The organism is Pseudomonas syringae (assembly GCF_002157375.1).
Classification (GTDB): domain Bacteria; phylum Pseudomonadota; class Gammaproteobacteria; order Pseudomonadales; family Pseudomonadaceae; genus Aquipseudomonas; species Aquipseudomonas syringae_T.
The window spans coordinates 33,135-49,876 of record NZ_MTSA01000008.1; the positions used below are offsets into that span (position 1 = coordinate 33,135).

The window sequence follows — 16,742 nt, forward strand, 5'->3', positions numbered from 1 at the left end:
ATGTTGCAAGTCAGTGTTTATCGTTACAACCCTGATCAGGACGCTGCGCCCTTCATGCAGGAGTTTCAGGTCGATACCGGTGGCAAGGACCTGATGGTGCTGGACGTGCTGGCGCTGGTCAAGGAACAGGACGAAGGCTTTTCGTACCGTCGTTCGTGCCGCGAAGGCGTGTGCGGTTCCGATGGCATGAACATCAACGGCAAGAATGGCCTGGCGTGCATCACGCCGCTGTCCGCCGTTGTCGCCAAGAACAAGCTGATCGTTCGTCCGCTGCCAGGTTTGCCGGTCATTCGTGACCTGGTCGTCGATATGAGCATCTTCTACAAGCAGTACGAGAAGGTGAAGCCTTTCCTGCAGAACGACACGCCGGCTCCGGCCATCGAACGTCTGCAAACTCCGGAAGAGCGCGAAAAGCTCGATGGTCTGTACGAGTGCATCCTGTGCGCTTGCTGCTCGACTTCCTGCCCGTCCTTCTGGTGGAACCCCGACAAGTTCCTGGGTCCTGCTGCACTGCTGCAAGCCTACCGTTTCCTGGCTGACAGCCGTGACACCCGCACCAGTGAGCGTCTGGCTTCGCTTGATGATCCGTTCAGCGTATTCCGCTGCCGCGGCATCATGAACTGCGTCAACGTATGCCCGAAAGGCCTTAACCCAACCAAGGCCATCGGTCACGTGCGCAACATGTTGTTGCAAAACGGCGTCTGATTCATCGCTTTATCTGTTACACCGTTGCACTGAAATGGCCGCGGCGCAGGCTTCAACCGGCGCCGTGGTTTTAACCTGAGCAGTAGCTCGCAAAGCTGCCGCTCTTATTTTGAAGAAATGAGACCAGCAGGGGCATCCGGGCTGGTACCCGGACTATCTGCGTGATCCCTGGTGACTTGATACAGTCGCTGCACACGACTATTTCAGGATTGCTCTGGTGTCTTCGCCGGTGGTGTCCCCTTACCGAGGGTGACCAAGCATGCAAGAAAGCGTGATGCAGCGCATGTGGAACAGTGCCCACCTATCCGGTGGTAACGCTGCCTATGTGGAAGAGCTCTATGAGCTCTACCTGCACGACCCTAACGCTGTGCCAGAAGAATGGCGCACCTACTTTCAGAAGTTGCCAGCAGACGGCAGCTCTGCCACCGATGTATCGCACTCGACTATTCGCGATCATTTCGTGTTGCTGGCCAAAAACCAGCGCCGCGCTCAGCCGGTCTCCGCCGGCAGTGTGAGCAGCGAACACGAAAAGAAGCAGGTTGAAGTGCTGCGACTGATCCAGGCTTATCGGATGCGTGGCCATCAGGCCGCTCAGCTCGATCCGCTGGGCCTGTGGCAGCGTCCTGCGCCTGCCGATCTGTCGATCAATCATTACGGCTTGACCAATGCCGATCTGGACACGACTTTCCGTGCCGGCGACTTGTTCATCGGCAAAGAGGAAGCGAGCCTACGCGAAATCCACGAAGCGTTGCAGCAGACATATTGTCGCACCATCGGCTCCGAGTTCACTCACATCGTGGATTCCGAGCAGCGCAACTGGTTCATGCAGCGACTCGAGAGTGTTCGCGGTCGTCCGGCGTTCTCGGCTGACATCCAGAGCCACCTGCTGGAGCGTGTCACCGCTGCGGAAGGTCTCGAGAAGTACCTGGGGACCAAATACCCGGGCACCAAGCGTTTCGGTCTGGAAGGCGGCGAAAGCCTGATTCCGATGCTCGACGAGCTGATTCAGCGTTCCGGGTCCTACGGCACCAAGGAAGTTGTCATCGGCATGGCCCACCGTGGCCGTCTGAACGTGCTGGTCAATACCTTCGGCAAAAACCCGCGCGACCTGTTCGACGAGTTCGAAGGCAAGAAAAAAGTGGAACTGGGTTCCGGTGACGTCAAATACCACCAGGGCTTCTCTTCCAACGTCATGACCGCAGGCGGTGAAGTTCACCTGGCGATGGCATTCAACCCGTCTCACCTGGAGATCGTTTCTCCGGTGGTCGAAGGGTCGGTGCGTGCGCGTCAGGATCGTCGCAACGATCCGAATGGCGACAAGGTTCTGCCGATTTCCCTCCACGGCGACGCGGCGTTTGCCGGTCAGGGCGTGGTCATGGAAACCTTCCAGATGTCGCAGACTCGCGGCTTCAAGACGGGCGGCACGATCCACATCGTCATCAACAACCAGGTCGGTTTCACCATCAGCAACCCGCTGGACTCGCGTTCCACCGAGTACGCCACCGACGTTGCCAAGATGATTCAGGCGCCGATCCTCCATGTGAATGGGGATGATCCGGAAGCCGTGATGTTCGTGACCCAGCTGGCGATCGATTACCGCATGCAGTTCAAGCGGGACATCGTCATCGATCTGGTCTGCTACCGTCGTCGCGGTCACAACGAAGCTGACGAGCCTAGCGGCACTCAGCCTTTGATGTACCAGCAGATCACCAAGCAGCGCACCACCCGTGAACTGTATGCCGAGCATCTGATCAAGACCGGTGTTCTCGATGACGCCCGCGTTCAGGCCAAGGTCGATGACTACCGCAGCGCGCTGGACAACGGCCTGCACGTAGTGAAAAGCCTGGTCAAAGAGCCGAACAAGGAATTGTTCGTCGACTGGCGTCCTTATCTGGGCCACGCCTGGACTGCGCGTCACGACACCCGCTTCGATCTCAAGACCTTGCAGGAACTGTCGGCCAAGCTGATGGAGCTGCCGGAAGGTTTTGTCGTGCAGCGTCAGGTTCAGAAGATCTACGAAGATCGCCAGAAGATGCAGGCCGGTGGCTTGCCGATCAACTGGGGCTACGCCGAAACCATGGCTTACGCCACGCTGGCGTTCGAAGGCCACCCGATCCGCATGACGGGTCAGGACATCGGTCGCGGCACGTTCTCGCACCGTCACGCCGTCCTGCACAACCAGAAAGACGCAGGGACCTACATCCCGTTGCAGAATCTGTACGCCGGTCAGCCGCGTTTCGATCTGTACGACTCGTTCCTGTCGGAAGAGGCCGTGCTGGCGTTCGAATACGGTTACTCGACCACTCAGCCTGATGCTCTGGTTATCTGGGAAGCGCAGTTCGGCGACTTCGCCAACGGTGCCCAGGTGGTTGTCGACCAGTTCATCACCAGCGGCGAGCACAAGTGGGGCCGTCTGTGCGGTTTGACCATGCTGTTGCCTCACGGCTACGAAGGTCAGGGGCCGGAGCACTCTTCGGCACGTCTCGAGCGTTACCTGCAATTGTGTGCCGAGCACAACATTCAGGTGTGCGTACCGACGACGCCGGCGCAGATCTACCACTTGCTTCGCCGTCAGGTCATCCGTCCGCTGCGCAAGCCGCTGATCGTGCTGACGCCGAAGTCGCTGCTGCGTCACAAGCTCGCCGTTTCGACCCTCGAAGATCTGGCTGAAGGTTCGTTCCAGACCGTCATTCCGGAAATCGATACCCTCGATCCGGCCAAGGTCACGCGTCTGGTGCTGTGCAGCGGCAAGGTCTACTACGACCTGCTGGAAAAACGTCGTGCCGAAGGGCGTGAAGACATCGCCATCGTTCGCCTCGAGCAGCTGTATCCGTTCCCTGAAGATGATTTGATGGAAACCATCGCGCCTTACACCAACCTGCAGCATGTGGTCTGGTGTCAGGAAGAACCGATGAACCAGGGCGCCTGGTACAGCAGTCAGCACCATCTGCGCCGCAGCATGGGCAACCACAAACGCGAACTCGTTCTCGAGTACGCCGGTCGTGATGCCTCCGCCGCGCCAGCCTGTGGCTACGCTTCGATGCACGCCGAGCAGCAGGAAAAACTCCTGCGCGATGCCTTCACTGTTTAACGCCTTCGAGCATTAGAAACCGAATTAAGGAATTACAGATAATGGCTATCGAGATCAAAGCCCCCTCTTTCCCGGAATCCGTTGCCGACGGCACCATTTCCGTATGGCATAAAAAAGAGGGTGATGCGGTAAAGCGCGACGAGATGCTGGTCGACATCGAGACTGACAAGGTTGTCCTCGAAGTCCTGGCCGAAGCTGATGGCGTGATGGGTCCGATCACGAAGGGCGAGGGCGCTATCGTCCTGTCCAATGAAGTGCTCGCTATCTTGCATGATGGTGCGACTGCATCGGCTGCTCCGGCGCCTGCTGCTTCGGCGGCACCTGCGGCTGCACCGTCCGCCGCTGCACCAGCAGCTTCTGCTGACGAAGAAGATGCAATTGCTGCACCTGCTGCACGCAAGCTGGCTGAAGAAAACGGCATCAACCTGGCCAGCGTCAAGGGCACCGGCAAAGACGGTCGTATCACCAAGGAAGACATCGTTGCTGCCGTTGAAGCGAAGAAATCCGCTCCAGCCGCTGCTCCTGCCGCCAAGCCTGCCGCAGCCGCTGCGCCTGTTGTCGCTGCTGGTGATCGCACCGAGAAGCGCGTGCCGATGACCCGCGTGCGTGCAACCGTTGCCAAGCGTCTGGTCGAAGCCCAGTCGAACATGGCGATGCTGACCACCTTCAACGAAGTCGACATGACTGAAGTCATGGCACTGCGTTCGAAGTACAAGGACCTGTTCGAGAAGTCGCACAACGGCGTGCGTCTGGGCTTCATGTCCTTCTTCGTCAAGGCCGCCACCGAAGCGCTGAAGCGTTTCCCGGCAGTCAACGCATCGATCGACGGTTCCGACATCGTTTACCACGGCTACGCAGACGTTGGTGTTGCGGTTTCCAGCGACCGTGGTCTGGTTGTGCCCGTTCTGCGTAACGCAGAGCACATGAGCCTGGCTGAAATCGAAGGCGGCATCGCCACCTTCGGCAAGAAGGCTCGCGATGGCAAATTGTCCATCGACGAAATGACCGGCGGCACGTTCACCATCACCAATGGTGGTACTTTCGGTTCGATGATGTCGACGCCGATCGTCAACCCGCCACAGGCCGCCATTCTGGGCATGCACAACATTCTGCAGCGTCCGATGGCCGTCAATGGCCAGGTGGTGATTCGCCCGATGATGTACCTGGCGCTGTCCTACGATCACCGCCTGATCGATGGTAAAGAAGCAGTAACTTTCCTCGTCACCATCAAGAACCTGCTGGAAGATCCGGCTCGTCTGTTGCTGGATATCTGATGAGGCGGCCCCGGTTTATGTCAGCCGCAGGTAAAAAGGCGTGTCATCGGGGCTGATGTGTTTCACCTAATCAATAGGTCGCAAGTCGGCCTCGCGCTGAAACGCGGACCGACTTGCAGCTTGCAGCTTAAAGCTCGCAGCTAAAGAGGAACTCTTTGTTATGTCCCAGAAATTCGACGTGGTAGTGATTGGCGCAGGCCCTGGCGGTTATGTTGCCGCCATCAAGGCTGCGCAACTTGGTCTCAAGACTGCCTGCATCGAGAAATATCAGGACAAGGAGGGCAAACTGGCCCTCGGCGGTACCTGCCTGAACGTCGGTTGCATTCCTTCCAAGGCATTGCTCGACAGCTCCTGGAAATTCTACGAAGCCAAAAACGGTTTCAGCGTGCATGGCATTTCGACGTCTGACGTCACCATGGACGTGCCGGCCATGATCGGCCGCAAGTCGACCATCGTCAAAGGCCTGACCGGCGGCGTTTCCAGCCTGTTCAAAGCCAATGGCGTGACCACCCTGCAGGGCCACGGCAAACTGCTGGCCGGCAAGAAGGTCGAGCTGACCGCTGCCGACGGCACGGTCGAGATCATTGAAGCAGACCACGTCATCCTGGCTTCGGGTTCGCGCCCTATCGACATCCCGCCGGCTCCGGTTGACCAGAAGGTCATCGTTGATTCCACCGGCGCGCTGGAATTCCAGCAGGTTCCACAACGTCTGGGCGTGATCGGCGCTGGCGTAATCGGTCTGGAGCTGGGTTCGGTATGGGCTCGTCTGGGCGCTCAGGTCACTGTTCTGGAAGCGCTGGACAAGTTCATTCCGGCCGCTGACGAAGCGGTTTCCAAGGAAGCGCTGAAAACCTTCACCAAGCAGGGCCTGGACATCAAGCTCGGCGCTCGCGTGACCGGCTCCAAGGTCGAAGGCGAAGAAGTGGTTGTCAGCTACACCGACGCCGCCGGCGAACAGTCGATCACGTTCGACCGCTTGATCGTTGCCGTTGGCCGTCGTCCGGTGACCACCGACCTGCTGGCATCCGACAGCGGTGTCGACCTGGACGAGCGCGGTTTCATCTATGTCGATGACTACTGCACCACCAGCGTTCCGGGCGTGTACGCCATCGGCGACGTGGTACGTGGCCTGATGCTGGCCCACAAGGCTTCCGAAGAAGGCATCATGGTTGTCGAGCGCATCAAGGGCCACAAGGCCCAGATGAACTACAACCTGATTCCGTCGGTTATCTACACCCACCCGGAAATTGCCTGGGTCGGCAAGACCGAGCAGACGCTCAAGGCCGAAGGCGTTGAAGTCAATGTCGGTACGTTCCCGTTCGCGGCCAGTGGCCGTGCAATGGCAGCCAACGACACCGGTGGTTTCGTCAAGATCATTGCCGATGCCAAGACCGACCGTGTTCTGGGTGTTCACGTTATTGGCCCGAGCGCTGCCGAACTGGTACAGCAGGGCGCAATCGCGATGGAATTCGGCAGCAGTGCAGAAGATATCGGCATGATGGTCTTCTCGCACCCGACGTTGTCCGAAGCGCTGCACGAAGCTGCACTGGCTGTGAATGGCGGCGCCATCCACATTCAGAATCGCAAGAAACGCTAAGACAACAAGAGAAACCACGACGCAGTGCCCGTCGTGAGCCTTGCCAGCAAGGCTTACCGCGGAATCTGCGCCGGACTCGACCTCTCAGGCGGCGCCATGAGTGTCCAATGGCACTTGCGGCGTCCACCCGGAGTAGCGGTCACAGGTGGTGCGGCACGCTGACGTGCAGCACCGAATGCGCAGTACCTAAACGAAGACGGTAATAAGCATGAATCTTCACGAGTATCAGGGTAAGCAGCTGTTCGCTGAGTACGGCCTGCCAGTATCCAAAGGTTACGCGGTAGACACCCCGGAAGCAGCAGCTGAAGCCTGCGACAAGATCGGCGGGACCGAGTGGGTTGTCAAAGCCCAGGTTCACGCAGGTGGTCGCGGTAAAGCGGGCGGCGTAAAGCTCGTTCGTAGCAAGGAAGACGCTGCAGCCTTCGCTCAACAGTGGCTGGGCAAGCGTCTGGTGACTTACCAGACTGACGCCAACGGTCAGCCAGTGACCAAAATCCTGGTCGAGTCCTGCACCGACATCGCCAAAGAGCTGTATCTGGGCGCTGTGGTCGATCGTTCCAGCCGTCGTATCGTGTTCATGGCGTCCACCGAAGGTGGCGTGGACATCGAGAAGATCGCTCACGACACTCCTGAAAAGATTCTCAAGGCTACTATCGATCCTCTGGTTGGCGCACAGCCATTCCAGGGTCGCGATCTGGCATTCCAGCTGGGTCTGGAAGGCAAGCAGGTCACTCAGTTCGCCAAGATCTTCACCGGTCTGGCCAAACTGTTCCAGGACCACGATCTGGCCCTGCTGGAAGTGAACCCGCTGGTGATCAAGGCTGACGGCGATCTGCACTGCCTGGACGCCAAGATCAACATCGACGCCAACGCCATGTACCGTCAGCCAAAGCTGAAGGGCTTCCACGATCCTTCGCAGGACGATCCTCGCGAAGCTCACGCTGCCAAGTTCGAACTGAACTACGTTGCGCTGGAAGGCAACATCGGTTGCATGGTCAACGGTGCTGGCCTGGCCATGGGTACCATGGACATCGTCAACCTGCACGGCGGCAAGCCTGCCAACTTCCTTGACGTTGGCGGCGGTGCCACCAAGGAACGCGTTACCGAAGCGTTCAAGATCATTCTGTCCGACACCAATGTCGCTGCAGTACTGGTCAACATCTTCGGCGGCATCGTTCGTTGCGACATGATTGCCGAAGGCATCATCGGTGCAGTGAAAGAAGTCGGCGTGAAAATCCCGGTTGTTGTGCGCCTTGAAGGCAACAACGCTGAACTGGGCGCTAAAGTACTGGCAGAAAGCGGTTTGAACATCATCGCTGCTACCAGCCTGACCGACGCTGCTCAACAAGTCGTCAAAGCCGCGGAGGGCAAGTAATGAGCGTCCTGATCAATAAAGACACCAAGGTCATCTGCCAGGGTTTCACCGGTTCGCAGGGTACTTTCCACTCCGAACAAGCCATTGCCTACGGCACCAAGATGGTCGGCGGCGTGACGCCAGGCAAAGGCGGCACCACGCACCTGAACCTGCCCGTGTTCAACACGGTGAAAGAAGCAGTAGACACCACTGGCGCGACTGCCAGCGTTATCTACGTACCGGCTCCTTTCTGCAAGGATTCCATCCTTGAAGCAGCGTTCGGCGGCATCAAGCTGATCGTCTGCATCACCGAAGGCATCCCGACCATCGACATGCTGGAAGCCAAGGTCAAGTGTGACGAGCTGGGTGTGATCCTGATCGGTCCTAACTGCCCAGGCGTCATCACTCCGGGCGAGTGCAAGATCGGCATCATGCCAGGTCACATTCACTTGCCAGGCAAAGTAGGCATCGTGTCGCGTTCCGGCACCCTGACTTACGAAGCTGTGAAGCAGACCACTGACGCCGGTTTCGGTCAGTCCACCTGCGTGGGCATCGGCGGCGACCCGATCCCTGGCTCCAACTTCATCGACATCCTGAAACTGTTCCAGGAAGACCCGCAGACCGAAGCGATCGTCATGATCGGCGAGATCGGCGGTTCGGCTGAAGAAGAAGCGGCCGCCTACATCAAGGCACACGTGACCAAGCCGGTTGTTTCCTACATCGCTGGTGTGACTGCTCCTCCGGGCAAGCGCATGGGCCATGCCGGTGCAATCATCTCCGGTGGTAAAGGTACTGCAGACGAGAAATTCGCTGCACTGCAGGACGCTGGCGTCAAAACCGTGCGCTCCCTGGCAGATATCGGCAAGGCCCTGGCCGAGCTGACCGGTTGGCCGACCAAGTAAGCGCTGCTTACTTTTTCGAGCAATCGACAAAAGCCACCTTCGGGTGGCTTTTGTTTGGGCGTATGAAAAGCCATTTAGGCCATGCCTGGTCCCGCTTGGCTACCCGCGGTTATTTGCCTGCCATTCTTCTCGTGTCAATTCCCATAGCTGTTCCTGGGTCGTGCCGCACACAAACTGTGATTCCTGAACAGCCACAAGGCGCATGCCTTCTCGCTGCGACAGGCGGCAGGACGCTGCATTCAAGACGGACTTGGCCACGCGCAGGACAGGGCGCCCGAGTGTTTCAAACCAGAAGCGATCAATGGCCTCACAGACTTCCGACATCAGCCCCAGCCCCTGATAAGGCGGTGAAAGCCAGAAGCCACGGTTGTTATCCTGCTCGTCCATCATGCAGGCACTGCCGATCAATTGCTCCTGTCGACCGCGCAGACGAATAGACCAGTGCCATTCTTCCCCGTCCTGCATCGCAGGCAGAGCGTCTTCGCGCAGATAGCGCAGCGCTTCACCCTCAGGGTAGGGCCAAGGCACGTGATGGGTCAGGTAGCGGACAACGTCCCAATGGTTGAACAGGCTCTGCATGGCGGGAGCGTCTTCAAGCTGCAACGGCAGCAGGAGCAGACGTGGCGTATGCAGGGTGGGGGTGAAAACCGCAGGCCGATTTTTCGTTTCTTGCATGGGCATCAGCCATCGGCAGCAGAGAGGCCCGTCAATCTACCGATCGATCATCGATAGGTCTGTCGGATATTTCTGAATACCCCCAAGCTTTGTTCAACTGCCGTTTAAAGGTGCGTCGTCGGGTGGTGCGCCCTGAGACAGTGCATTTTCGTTCGAAGTTGGCTACCCTGTGCGGCGTTTTTGCGTGGCCCTCACGAGGGGCGCATCGCAAGGTACTGCCACGTCTTACGCCGACGGGCTGCGTCTGCCCCATTCATGGGTGACGTCCCATCCCTTATTTCGATTTCGTGTGGTCCCTCGTAATGAAAGTTTTGAAAGGTCAGGACATCCTGGCACTCGGTTTTATGACATTTGCCCTGTTCGTCGGGGCGGGTAACATCATCTTTCCACCCATCGTGGGCCTGCAGGCCGGGCCGCATGTGTGGATGGCGGCGCTTGGCTTTCTGGTCACGGCGGTCGGCCTGCCGGTCATCACGGTGATTGCCCTGGCCAAGGTCGGCGGTGCGATGGATGCCTTGAGCAGCCCCATCGGCAAGATTGCCGGGGGCGCTCTGGCAGCAGTCTGCTACCTGGCGGTCGGCCCGCTGTTCGCGACCCCGCGTACGGCCACCGTCTCGTTTGAAGTGGGTCTTGCACCATTGACCGGCGATAGCCCGATGGCGCTGTTCCTTTACAGCCTGGTGTATTTTTTGGTGGTGTTCTGGGTTTCGCTGTACCCGGGCCGCCTGCTGGACACGGTGGGTCGCTTCCTGGCACCGCTCAAGATCATCGCGCTGGCGGTTCTGGGTATCGCCGCATTTGCCTTGCCCGCCGGCGGCATCGGGGAGGCTGAGCCGGCCTATGCCGCTGCGCCGTTTTCCCAGGGCTTTATCAATGGTTACCTGACGATGGATACGCTGGGGGCCTTGGTTTTCGGCATCGTCATCGTCAATGCCATCCGCTCCCGGGGTGTCGAGTCGCCTCGCCTCATCACCCGCTACGCGATCATTGCCGGGCTGATTGCCGGCGTCGGGCTGGCGCTGGTCTATGTCAGCCTGTTCCGCCTTGGTTCCGGCAGTCATGCCGTGGCGGCGGGTGCAAGCAATGGCGCAGCCGTATTGCACGCCTACGTCCAGCATACGTTCGGTTCTCTGGGCAGCGGCTTTCTTGCCGTGCTGATTTCTCTGGCGTGTCTGGTGACGGCGGTGGGCCTGACCTGCGCGTGTGCCGAATATTTCGCCAAGGTGTTGCCGCTGTCTTACAGAACGCTGGTGGTGATGCTGGCAGTGTTCTCGTTGCTGGTCTCCAATCTGGGGCTGACCAAGCTGATCCAGTTTTCGATTCCGGTACTGACCGCTATCTACCCGCCTTGCATTGTTCTGGTCGCGCTGAGCTTCTGCAAAGGGCTCTGGCAGAGCCAGGGCAGGGTGGTTGCACCGGTGATGCTGGTTTCTCTGGTTTTCGGCCTTATCGACGCGCTCAAGGGTGCCGGATTCGGTGAGCACCTTCCGAACGCGCTGACCAGCATGCCGTTGAGCGATCAGGGGCTGGCGTGGCTGGTGCCTTCGGTCATCACGCTGGCGGGCGCTGTGGTCATCGACAGGCTGATGGGCAAGCGCAGCGAGGCGCTGGCTTGAAGGTCGGAAAGGTCTAGCCTTGGGCCAAAACGATTCTGGCTCCCTGTTGATCATTAAAACGCAGCCAATGAAAAGGCCCGCTCAATGCGGGCCTTTCTGGTTCTGCGAGCGTGCCAGCCTTATTTGGTGGCTGGAGCTGCTTCCGGCGCCTTGTCGGCGTTTTCGGCGGCGCGCTGTTGTGCGGCTTCTGCGTTTTTCTGAGCAGCTTCCTGGCTTTCCTTGGCGGCGTCATTCACTTTGTCCTGAGCCTTTTCCATCGACTCCTGGGACTGCTGAGCTGCCTTGTTGGCATCTTGCTGAGTATTTTCGGACTTTTTGTCACAGGCGGCGAGGCCCAGGGTGGCAGAAAGCATCAAGGCATAAGCTAAAGATTTACGCATGGGGTGTGTCTCCTTATTGATTATTCACGTGGCTAAGAGCCTGTCCCGCAGGCTTAAGTTCCAACGCTGAACACAATATTGAAGACGGCCGTCTCAGTGGGGTTGCAGGGGTGTTTGCCCAACCTGATTGCAGGTCGTTCAGAGCCACGCCGATCAGCCTTCTCACCGCCCCGTCAGGACGATGAAAAGAGTCCGGGCATCTTCTGCTCTTGAAATCCCCGACCCAGCCCCCACCTTGAAGACTACCCGCTGTCACGAGGCTGATGCCTGATTGTGACGGCTTATACCATCCAGATCGGAGTTTGATGATTATGAGTGTGGAAACTCAAAAGGAAACCCTGGGCTTCCAGACCGAGGTAAAGCAACTGCTGCACCTCATGATCCATTCGCTGTATTCCAACAAGGAAATTTTCCTTCGCGAATTGATCTCGAACGCGTCCGACGCGGTCGACAAATTGCGTTTTGAGGCGTTGTCGAAGCCCGAGCTGCTGGAAGGCGGCGCCGAGCTCAAGATTCGCGTGAGCTTCGACAAGGACGCGAAGACCGTCACCCTTGAAGACAACGGCATCGGTATGAGCCGTGAAGATGTGATCACCCACCTGGGCACCATCGCGAAGTCCGGCACTGCCGACTTCATGAAAAACCTGTCGGGCGACCAGAAGAAAGATTCGCACCTGATCGGTCAGTTCGGTGTGGGCTTCTATTCGGCATTTATCGTTGCCGATCAGGTTGAAGTATTCAGTCGTCGCGCAGGCCTGCCCGCCAGTGAAGGGGTGCATTGGTCTTCCAAAGGCGAGGGCGAATTCGAAGTCGCGAACGTCGAAAAAGCCGAGCGCGGCACGCGCATCGTCCTGCACCTGAAAAGCGGTGAAGACGAGTTCGCAGATGGCTACCGCCTGCGCAACATCATCAAGAAGTATTCCGACCATATCGCCTTGCCGATCGAGCTGCCCAAAGAGCAGGCTCCTGCGGCTGAAGGGGAGGAAGCACCGGCGCTGGAATGGGAAACCGTCAACCGAGCCAGCGCACTCTGGACCCGTCCGCGCACCGAGGTGAAGGACGAGGAGTATCAGGAGTTCTACAAACACGTCGCCCACGATTTTGAAAACCCGCTGAGCTGGAGCCATAACAAGGTTGAAGGCAAGCTGGAATACACGTCGCTGCTTTACGTGCCTGCACGTGCTCCGTTCGATCTGTATCAGCGTGAAGCACCGCGTGGCCTCAAGCTGTACGTTCAGCGCGTGTTCGTCATGGATCAGGCCGAGTCCTTCCTGCCGCTGTACATGCGCTTCGTCAAGGGCGTGGTCGACTCCAACGACCTGTCACTGAACGTTTCCCGTGAAATTCTGCAGAAAGACCCGATCATCGATTCGATGAAGGCTGCGCTGACCAAGCGTGTGCTGGACATGCTGGAAAAGCTGGCGAAAAACGAGCCCGAGCAATACAAGGGTTTCTGGAAGAATTTTGGTCAGGTCCTCAAGGAAGGCCCTGCCGAAGACTTCGCCAACAAGGAGAAGATCGCCGGTCTGCTGCGTTTCGCGTCGACCGCTGTCGACGGTGGCGAGCAAAGTGTAGGTCTGGCCGAATACCTGGCGCGTGCCAAGGAAGGTCAGGACAAGATCTACTACCTCACTGGTGAGTCCTACGCGCAGGTCAAGGACAGCCCGCACCTTGAGGTCTTCCGCAAAAAAGGCATCGAAGTGCTGCTGCTGACCGACCGTATCGACGAGTGGCTGATGAGCTACCTGAACGAGTTCGACGGCAAGGGCTTCGTTGACGTCGCACGGGGCGACCTCGATCTGGGCAAACTTGATTCCGAAGAGGAAAAGAAAGCGCAGGAAGAAATCGCCAAGGACAAGGAAGGCCTGATCGAGCGTCTGAAGGCTGCACTGGGCGAGTCCGTGAGCGAGGTTCGCGTTTCCCATCGTCTGACCGACTCTCCGGCGATTCTGGCCATTGGTGAGCAGGACATGGGCCTGCAGATGCGTCAGATTCTGGAAGCCAGCGGGCAGAAGGTGCCGGATTCCAAGCCTATTTTTGAATTCAACCCGGCTCACCCGCTGATCGACAAGCTCGATGCCGAGCAGAGTGAAGAGCGTTTTGGCGACCTGTCGCACATCCTGTTCGATCAGGCGGCCTTGGCCGCAGGTGACAGCCTCAAGGATCCGGCCGCTTATGTTCGCCGTCTGAACAAGCTGTTGGTAGAACTGTCGATCTGACAGCTGTCTGGCAAAAGACCCGCTTCGGCGGGTTTTTTGTCAGGGTCTGTCAACCGATCCCTCATTTTTCACCAGGAGTCAGCCATGAGCAGCAATATCGAAGTCCGTTCTGTGGTCTACCAGATTGATGGTCAGCCTTACGAGAGCCGTCTGGTGTTCGACGCCAACGCCACGGCCCTGCAGCCGGGCCTTTTGATGGCACCTAACTGGATGGGCGTCAGTCAGGGAGCCGAGGACATTGCGAAGGCAGTGGCCGGCAAGGGCTATGTCGTGCTGCTGGCTGATCTTTACGGTCAGCAGGTACGCCCGAGTAACAACGATGAAGCGGGCGCTGCCATGACGCCGCTCAAGAACGACCGTGCCTTGTTGCGCAAGCGTATGCAGGCAGGGCTTGATCAGTTGTTGAGTCAGGCAGACGTCTCGCTGGACACCCGGCAGATCGCAACCTTCGGTTTTTGCTTTGGTGGCTGCTGCTCGCTGGAACTGGCGCGTACCGGGGCTGAACTGAAAGCTGCCATTTCCTTCCACGGCACGCTGGACACCCCTGATCCGTCTGATGCGAAAAACATCAAGGGTTCGGTGCTGGTCCTGCACGGTGCCTCCGATCCGCTGGTGCCGAAAGAGCAGTTGCCTGCTTTTGAAGACGAGATGAACGCAGCTGGCGTGGATTGGCAATTGCACAGCTACGGCGGCGCATTCCACTCATTCACCGATCCGCACGCCAATGTGCCGGGCATGATGATGTACGACGCCAAAGTGGCCGGGCGTGCGTTCAAGTCGATGCATGATCTGCTGGGTGAAGTGTTCGGTTAAGGTCGAACGTCCTGCTTGCTTTGAGTGCGCGGTGCGTCACGAAGGGCGTTCCCGTGCCGGGGCGTGCAGAACGAGAGATGTCAGCGGTTTTTCAGCCATAAAAAAGGCGCCTTCAAAAGGCGCCTTTTTGGTAGGGCGAGGGCGGTGTTACTTGCCCTGCCAGCGTTTCAGTACCAGTGTAGCGTTGGTGCCACCGAAGCCGAAGCTGTTGCTCATGACCAGGTCAAGCTTCGCGTCTTCACGTGTCTTGAGCAGGATCGGCATGTCAGCCACGGCAGGGTCCAGCTCGTCGATGTTTGCGGAGCCGGCGATGAAGTTGTTCTCCATCATCAGCAGGCAGTAGATCGCCTCGTGAACACCTGCGGCGCCCAGCGAGTGGCCCGACAGGCTTTTGGTGGAGCTGATGGCCGGAGCGTTGCTGCCGAACACTTCGCGCACACCTTCCATTTCCTTGGCGTCGCCGACCGGAGTCGAAGTGCCGTGGGTATTGAGGTAGTCGATGTCGTTCTTGTCGACGTCGGCCAAGGCCATCTGCATGCAGCGGATCGCACCTTCACCGCTAGGCGCAACCATGTCATAGCCGTCGGACGTCGCGCCGTAACCCACGATTTCTGCGTAGATTTTCGCACCGCGTGCCAGCGCGTGTTCCAGTTCTTCGACAACCACCATGCCGCCACCACCGGCGATGACGAAGCCGTCACGCTTGGCGTCGTAGGCACGGGAGGCTTTTTCCGGTGTTTCGTTGTACTGGGTGGACAGCGCGCCCATTGCGTCGAACAGGAACGACTGGCTCCAGTGCTCTTCTTCACCACCACCGGCAAACACGATGTCCTGCTTGCCCAGCTGGATCTGCTCGACGGCGTTGCCGATGCAGTGAGCGCTGGTAGCGCAGGCGGACGAAATCGAGTAGTTGACGCCCTTGATCTTGAAAGGCGTGGCCAGGCAGGCCGAAACGGTGCTGCCCATGGTCCGCGTGACACGGTATGGACCGACGCGCTTGACGCCTTTTTCGCGCAGGGTATCCAGCGCTTCCATCTGGTTCAGCGTCGACGCGCCGCCGCTGCCGGCGATCAGGCCGGTGCGAACGTTGGACACCTGTTCATCGCTCAGGCCGGCGTCGACAATCGCGTCTTTCATGGCCAGATAGGCGTAGGCAGCCGCGTGACCGACGAAGCGATAGATCTTGCGGTCGATCAACTCTTCCAGATTCAGGTCGATGGAGCCGGAAACCTGGCTGCGCAGACCCATTTCGGCGTATTCCGGGTTAAAGCGGATGCCAGGGCGGTTAGCACGCAGGTTTGCGGTGACGGTCTCTTTGTCATTGCCCAAGCAGGAAACAATACCCAGACCAGTGATAACGACGCGGCGCATGCGAGTACCCTTAGAAATTTTCAGTGGAAGTAAACAGACCGACGCGAAGGCCTTCGGCGCTGTAGATTTCGCGACCATCGACGCTCACGGTGCCTTCGGCAATCGCCAGGACCAGTTTGCCGCGCATGGTGCGTTTGATGTGGATGTTATAGGTGACTTTTTTTGCAGTCGGGAGAACCTGACCGAAAAATTTCACTTCGCCCGAACCCAGGGCGCGGCCACGGCCGGGGTTGCCCTGCCAGCCGAGATAGAAGCCCACCAGCTGCCACATGGCATCCAGCCCGAGGCAGCCGGGCATGACCGGGTCGCCTTCGAAGTGGCAGGCAAAGAACCACAGGTCAGGATTGATATCCAGTTCTGCGACCAATTCACCTTTACCGAACTTGCCGCCTTCTTCGCTGATGTGGGTAATGCGATCAACCATCAGCATGTTGGGGGCGGGCAGTTGCGCGTTACCTGGGCCGAACAGCTCGCCGCGACTGCAGCGCAGCAGGTCTTCCCGGGTAAAGGCGTGTTGTTTGGTCATGCGAGCTCCTCAATAATCTTGTGCGGCAGGTTGTGGCGCCACTGGCTCGAACGTCGGTTCCGGCGCACTCATTCGCCAGGACCCTGTCCGGCAGCCTACTCATAGACTGTTGCGTTGTAATGAAAGTCACAGCTCAGGTGAAATCAAGGTACACCTGTACACTGAATTGTATCAGTCAGCCGATTTTGCTGGCCGATATGGGTGCCAAGACTGCCGCAA

13 protein-coding genes are annotated in these 16,742 nt (G+C 58.5%); 9 read left to right on the forward strand and 4 right to left on the reverse strand.

The features are described 5' to 3' along the window. From BW686_RS11630 to sucD, 6 genes are all read left to right on the forward strand, one after another. Positions 1-705, forward strand: a complete 705-nt coding sequence (locus tag BW686_RS11630) for a succinate dehydrogenase iron-sulfur subunit (protein WP_003316554.1) — start codon at positions 1-3, stop codon at positions 703-705. 259 nt (positions 706-964) lie between these two features. Continuing rightward, positions 965-3,796, forward strand: coding sequence for a 2-oxoglutarate dehydrogenase E1 component (locus BW686_RS11635; protein WP_003382003.1), 2,832 nt, complete (start codon positions 965-967; stop codon positions 3,794-3,796). A gap of 41 nt (positions 3,797-3,837) precedes the next feature. Continuing rightward, a complete protein-coding gene (odhB, locus tag BW686_RS11640) occupies positions 3,838-5,070 on the forward strand; it encodes a 2-oxoglutarate dehydrogenase complex dihydrolipoyllysine-residue succinyltransferase (RefSeq protein WP_084916828.1) in 1,233 nt (410 codons plus the stop codon). Positions 5,071-5,230: 160 nt separating this feature from the next. Further along, positions 5,231-6,667, forward strand: coding sequence for a dihydrolipoyl dehydrogenase (gene lpdA, locus BW686_RS11645; RefSeq protein ID WP_084916830.1), 1,437 nt, complete (start codon positions 5,231-5,233; stop codon positions 6,665-6,667). Between the two features lie 208 nt (positions 6,668-6,875). Then, the gene (sucC, locus tag BW686_RS11650) at positions 6,876-8,042 is read left to right on the forward strand and encodes an ADP-forming succinate--CoA ligase subunit beta (RefSeq protein WP_002552981.1); all 1,167 of its coding nucleotides are present in this window, start codon (positions 6,876-6,878) and stop codon (positions 8,040-8,042) included. After that, positions 8,042-8,923 (forward strand): succinate--CoA ligase subunit alpha, encoded by an 882-nt coding sequence (gene sucD, locus BW686_RS11655; protein WP_005617294.1) that lies wholly within the window; start codon positions 8,042-8,044, stop codon positions 8,921-8,923. Before sucC ends, sucD begins: the two co-directional genes overlap by 1 nt. A 99-nt stretch (positions 8,924-9,022) precedes the next feature. Here the strand turns inward: sucD and BW686_RS11660 are convergent, their stop codons facing one another. Further along, on the reverse strand, positions 9,023-9,598 hold the full coding sequence (locus BW686_RS11660) for a GNAT family N-acetyltransferase (protein ID WP_086934811.1): 576 nt from the start codon (positions 9,596-9,598) through the stop codon (positions 9,023-9,025). Positions 9,599-9,900: 302 nt separating this feature from the next. Between BW686_RS11660 and brnQ the strand changes: the two genes are divergently transcribed. Next, a complete protein-coding gene (brnQ, locus tag BW686_RS11665; RefSeq protein ID WP_084916835.1) occupies positions 9,901-11,214 on the forward strand; it encodes a branched-chain amino acid transport system II carrier protein in 1,314 nt (437 codons plus the stop codon). Between the two features lie 119 nt (positions 11,215-11,333). Here the strand turns inward: brnQ and BW686_RS11670 are convergent, their stop codons facing one another. Then, a complete protein-coding gene (locus BW686_RS11670) occupies positions 11,334-11,594 on the reverse strand; it encodes a hypothetical protein (RefSeq protein WP_084916837.1) in 261 nt (86 codons plus the stop codon). Positions 11,595-11,905: 311 nt separating this feature from the next. On the opposite strand from BW686_RS11670, the gene htpG reads away from it, so the two are divergent. Together htpG and BW686_RS11680 are read left to right on the forward strand one after the other, a co-directional pair. Beyond that, positions 11,906-13,813 (forward strand): molecular chaperone HtpG, encoded by a 1,908-nt coding sequence (gene htpG / locus BW686_RS11675; protein ID WP_084916838.1) that lies wholly within the window; start codon positions 11,906-11,908, stop codon positions 13,811-13,813. A gap of 84 nt (positions 13,814-13,897) precedes the next feature. Continuing rightward, positions 13,898-14,626, forward strand: coding sequence for a dienelactone hydrolase family protein (locus BW686_RS11680; protein WP_084916840.1), 729 nt, complete (start codon positions 13,898-13,900; stop codon positions 14,624-14,626). Positions 14,627-14,773: 147 nt separating this feature from the next. Here BW686_RS11680 and fabB read toward each other — a convergent pair whose 3' ends face one another. After that, positions 14,774-15,997: a beta-ketoacyl-ACP synthase I gene (gene fabB / locus BW686_RS11685; RefSeq protein ID WP_084916842.1), complete on the reverse strand. Its 1,224-nt coding sequence runs from the start codon at positions 15,995-15,997 to the stop codon at positions 14,774-14,776. A gap of 10 nt (positions 15,998-16,007) precedes the next feature. Beyond that, a complete protein-coding gene (gene fabA, locus BW686_RS11690; RefSeq protein ID WP_084916844.1) occupies positions 16,008-16,523 on the reverse strand; it encodes a 3-hydroxyacyl-[acyl-carrier-protein] dehydratase FabA in 516 nt (171 codons plus the stop codon). Positions 16,524-16,742: the final 219 nt, after the last annotated feature.

Bases quoted from the DNA above. Each gene is read 5' to 3' on its own strand.
- BW686_RS11630 (WP_003316554.1), top strand. From the start codon at position 1: ATGTTGCAAGTCAGTGTTTATCGTTACAACCCTGATCAGGACGCTGCG.
- BW686_RS11635 (WP_003382003.1), top strand. From the start codon at position 965: ATGCAAGAAAGCGTGATGCAGCGCATGTGGAACAGTGCCCACCTATCC.
- odhB (WP_084916828.1), top strand. From the start codon at position 3,838: ATGGCTATCGAGATCAAAGCCCCCTCTTTCCCGGAATCCGTTGCCGAC.
- lpdA (WP_084916830.1), top strand. From the start codon at position 5,231: ATGTCCCAGAAATTCGACGTGGTAGTGATTGGCGCAGGCCCTGGCGGT.
- sucC (WP_002552981.1), top strand. From the start codon at position 6,876: ATGAATCTTCACGAGTATCAGGGTAAGCAGCTGTTCGCTGAGTACGGC.
- sucD (WP_005617294.1), top strand. From the start codon at position 8,042: ATGAGCGTCCTGATCAATAAAGACACCAAGGTCATCTGCCAGGGTTTC.
- BW686_RS11660 (WP_086934811.1), bottom strand. From the start codon at position 9,598: ATGCAAGAAACGAAAAATCGGCCTGCGGTTTTCACCCCCACCCTGCAT.
- brnQ (WP_084916835.1), top strand. From the start codon at position 9,901: ATGAAAGTTTTGAAAGGTCAGGACATCCTGGCACTCGGTTTTATGACA.
- BW686_RS11670 (WP_084916837.1), bottom strand. From the start codon at position 11,594: ATGCGTAAATCTTTAGCTTATGCCTTGATGCTTTCTGCCACCCTGGGC.
- htpG (WP_084916838.1), top strand. From the start codon at position 11,906: ATGAGTGTGGAAACTCAAAAGGAAACCCTGGGCTTCCAGACCGAGGTA.
- BW686_RS11680 (WP_084916840.1), top strand. From the start codon at position 13,898: ATGAGCAGCAATATCGAAGTCCGTTCTGTGGTCTACCAGATTGATGGT.
- fabB (WP_084916842.1), bottom strand. From the start codon at position 15,997: ATGCGCCGCGTCGTTATCACTGGTCTGGGTATTGTTTCCTGCTTGGGC.
- fabA (WP_084916844.1), bottom strand. From the start codon at position 16,523: ATGACCAAACAACACGCCTTTACCCGGGAAGACCTGCTGCGCTGCAGT.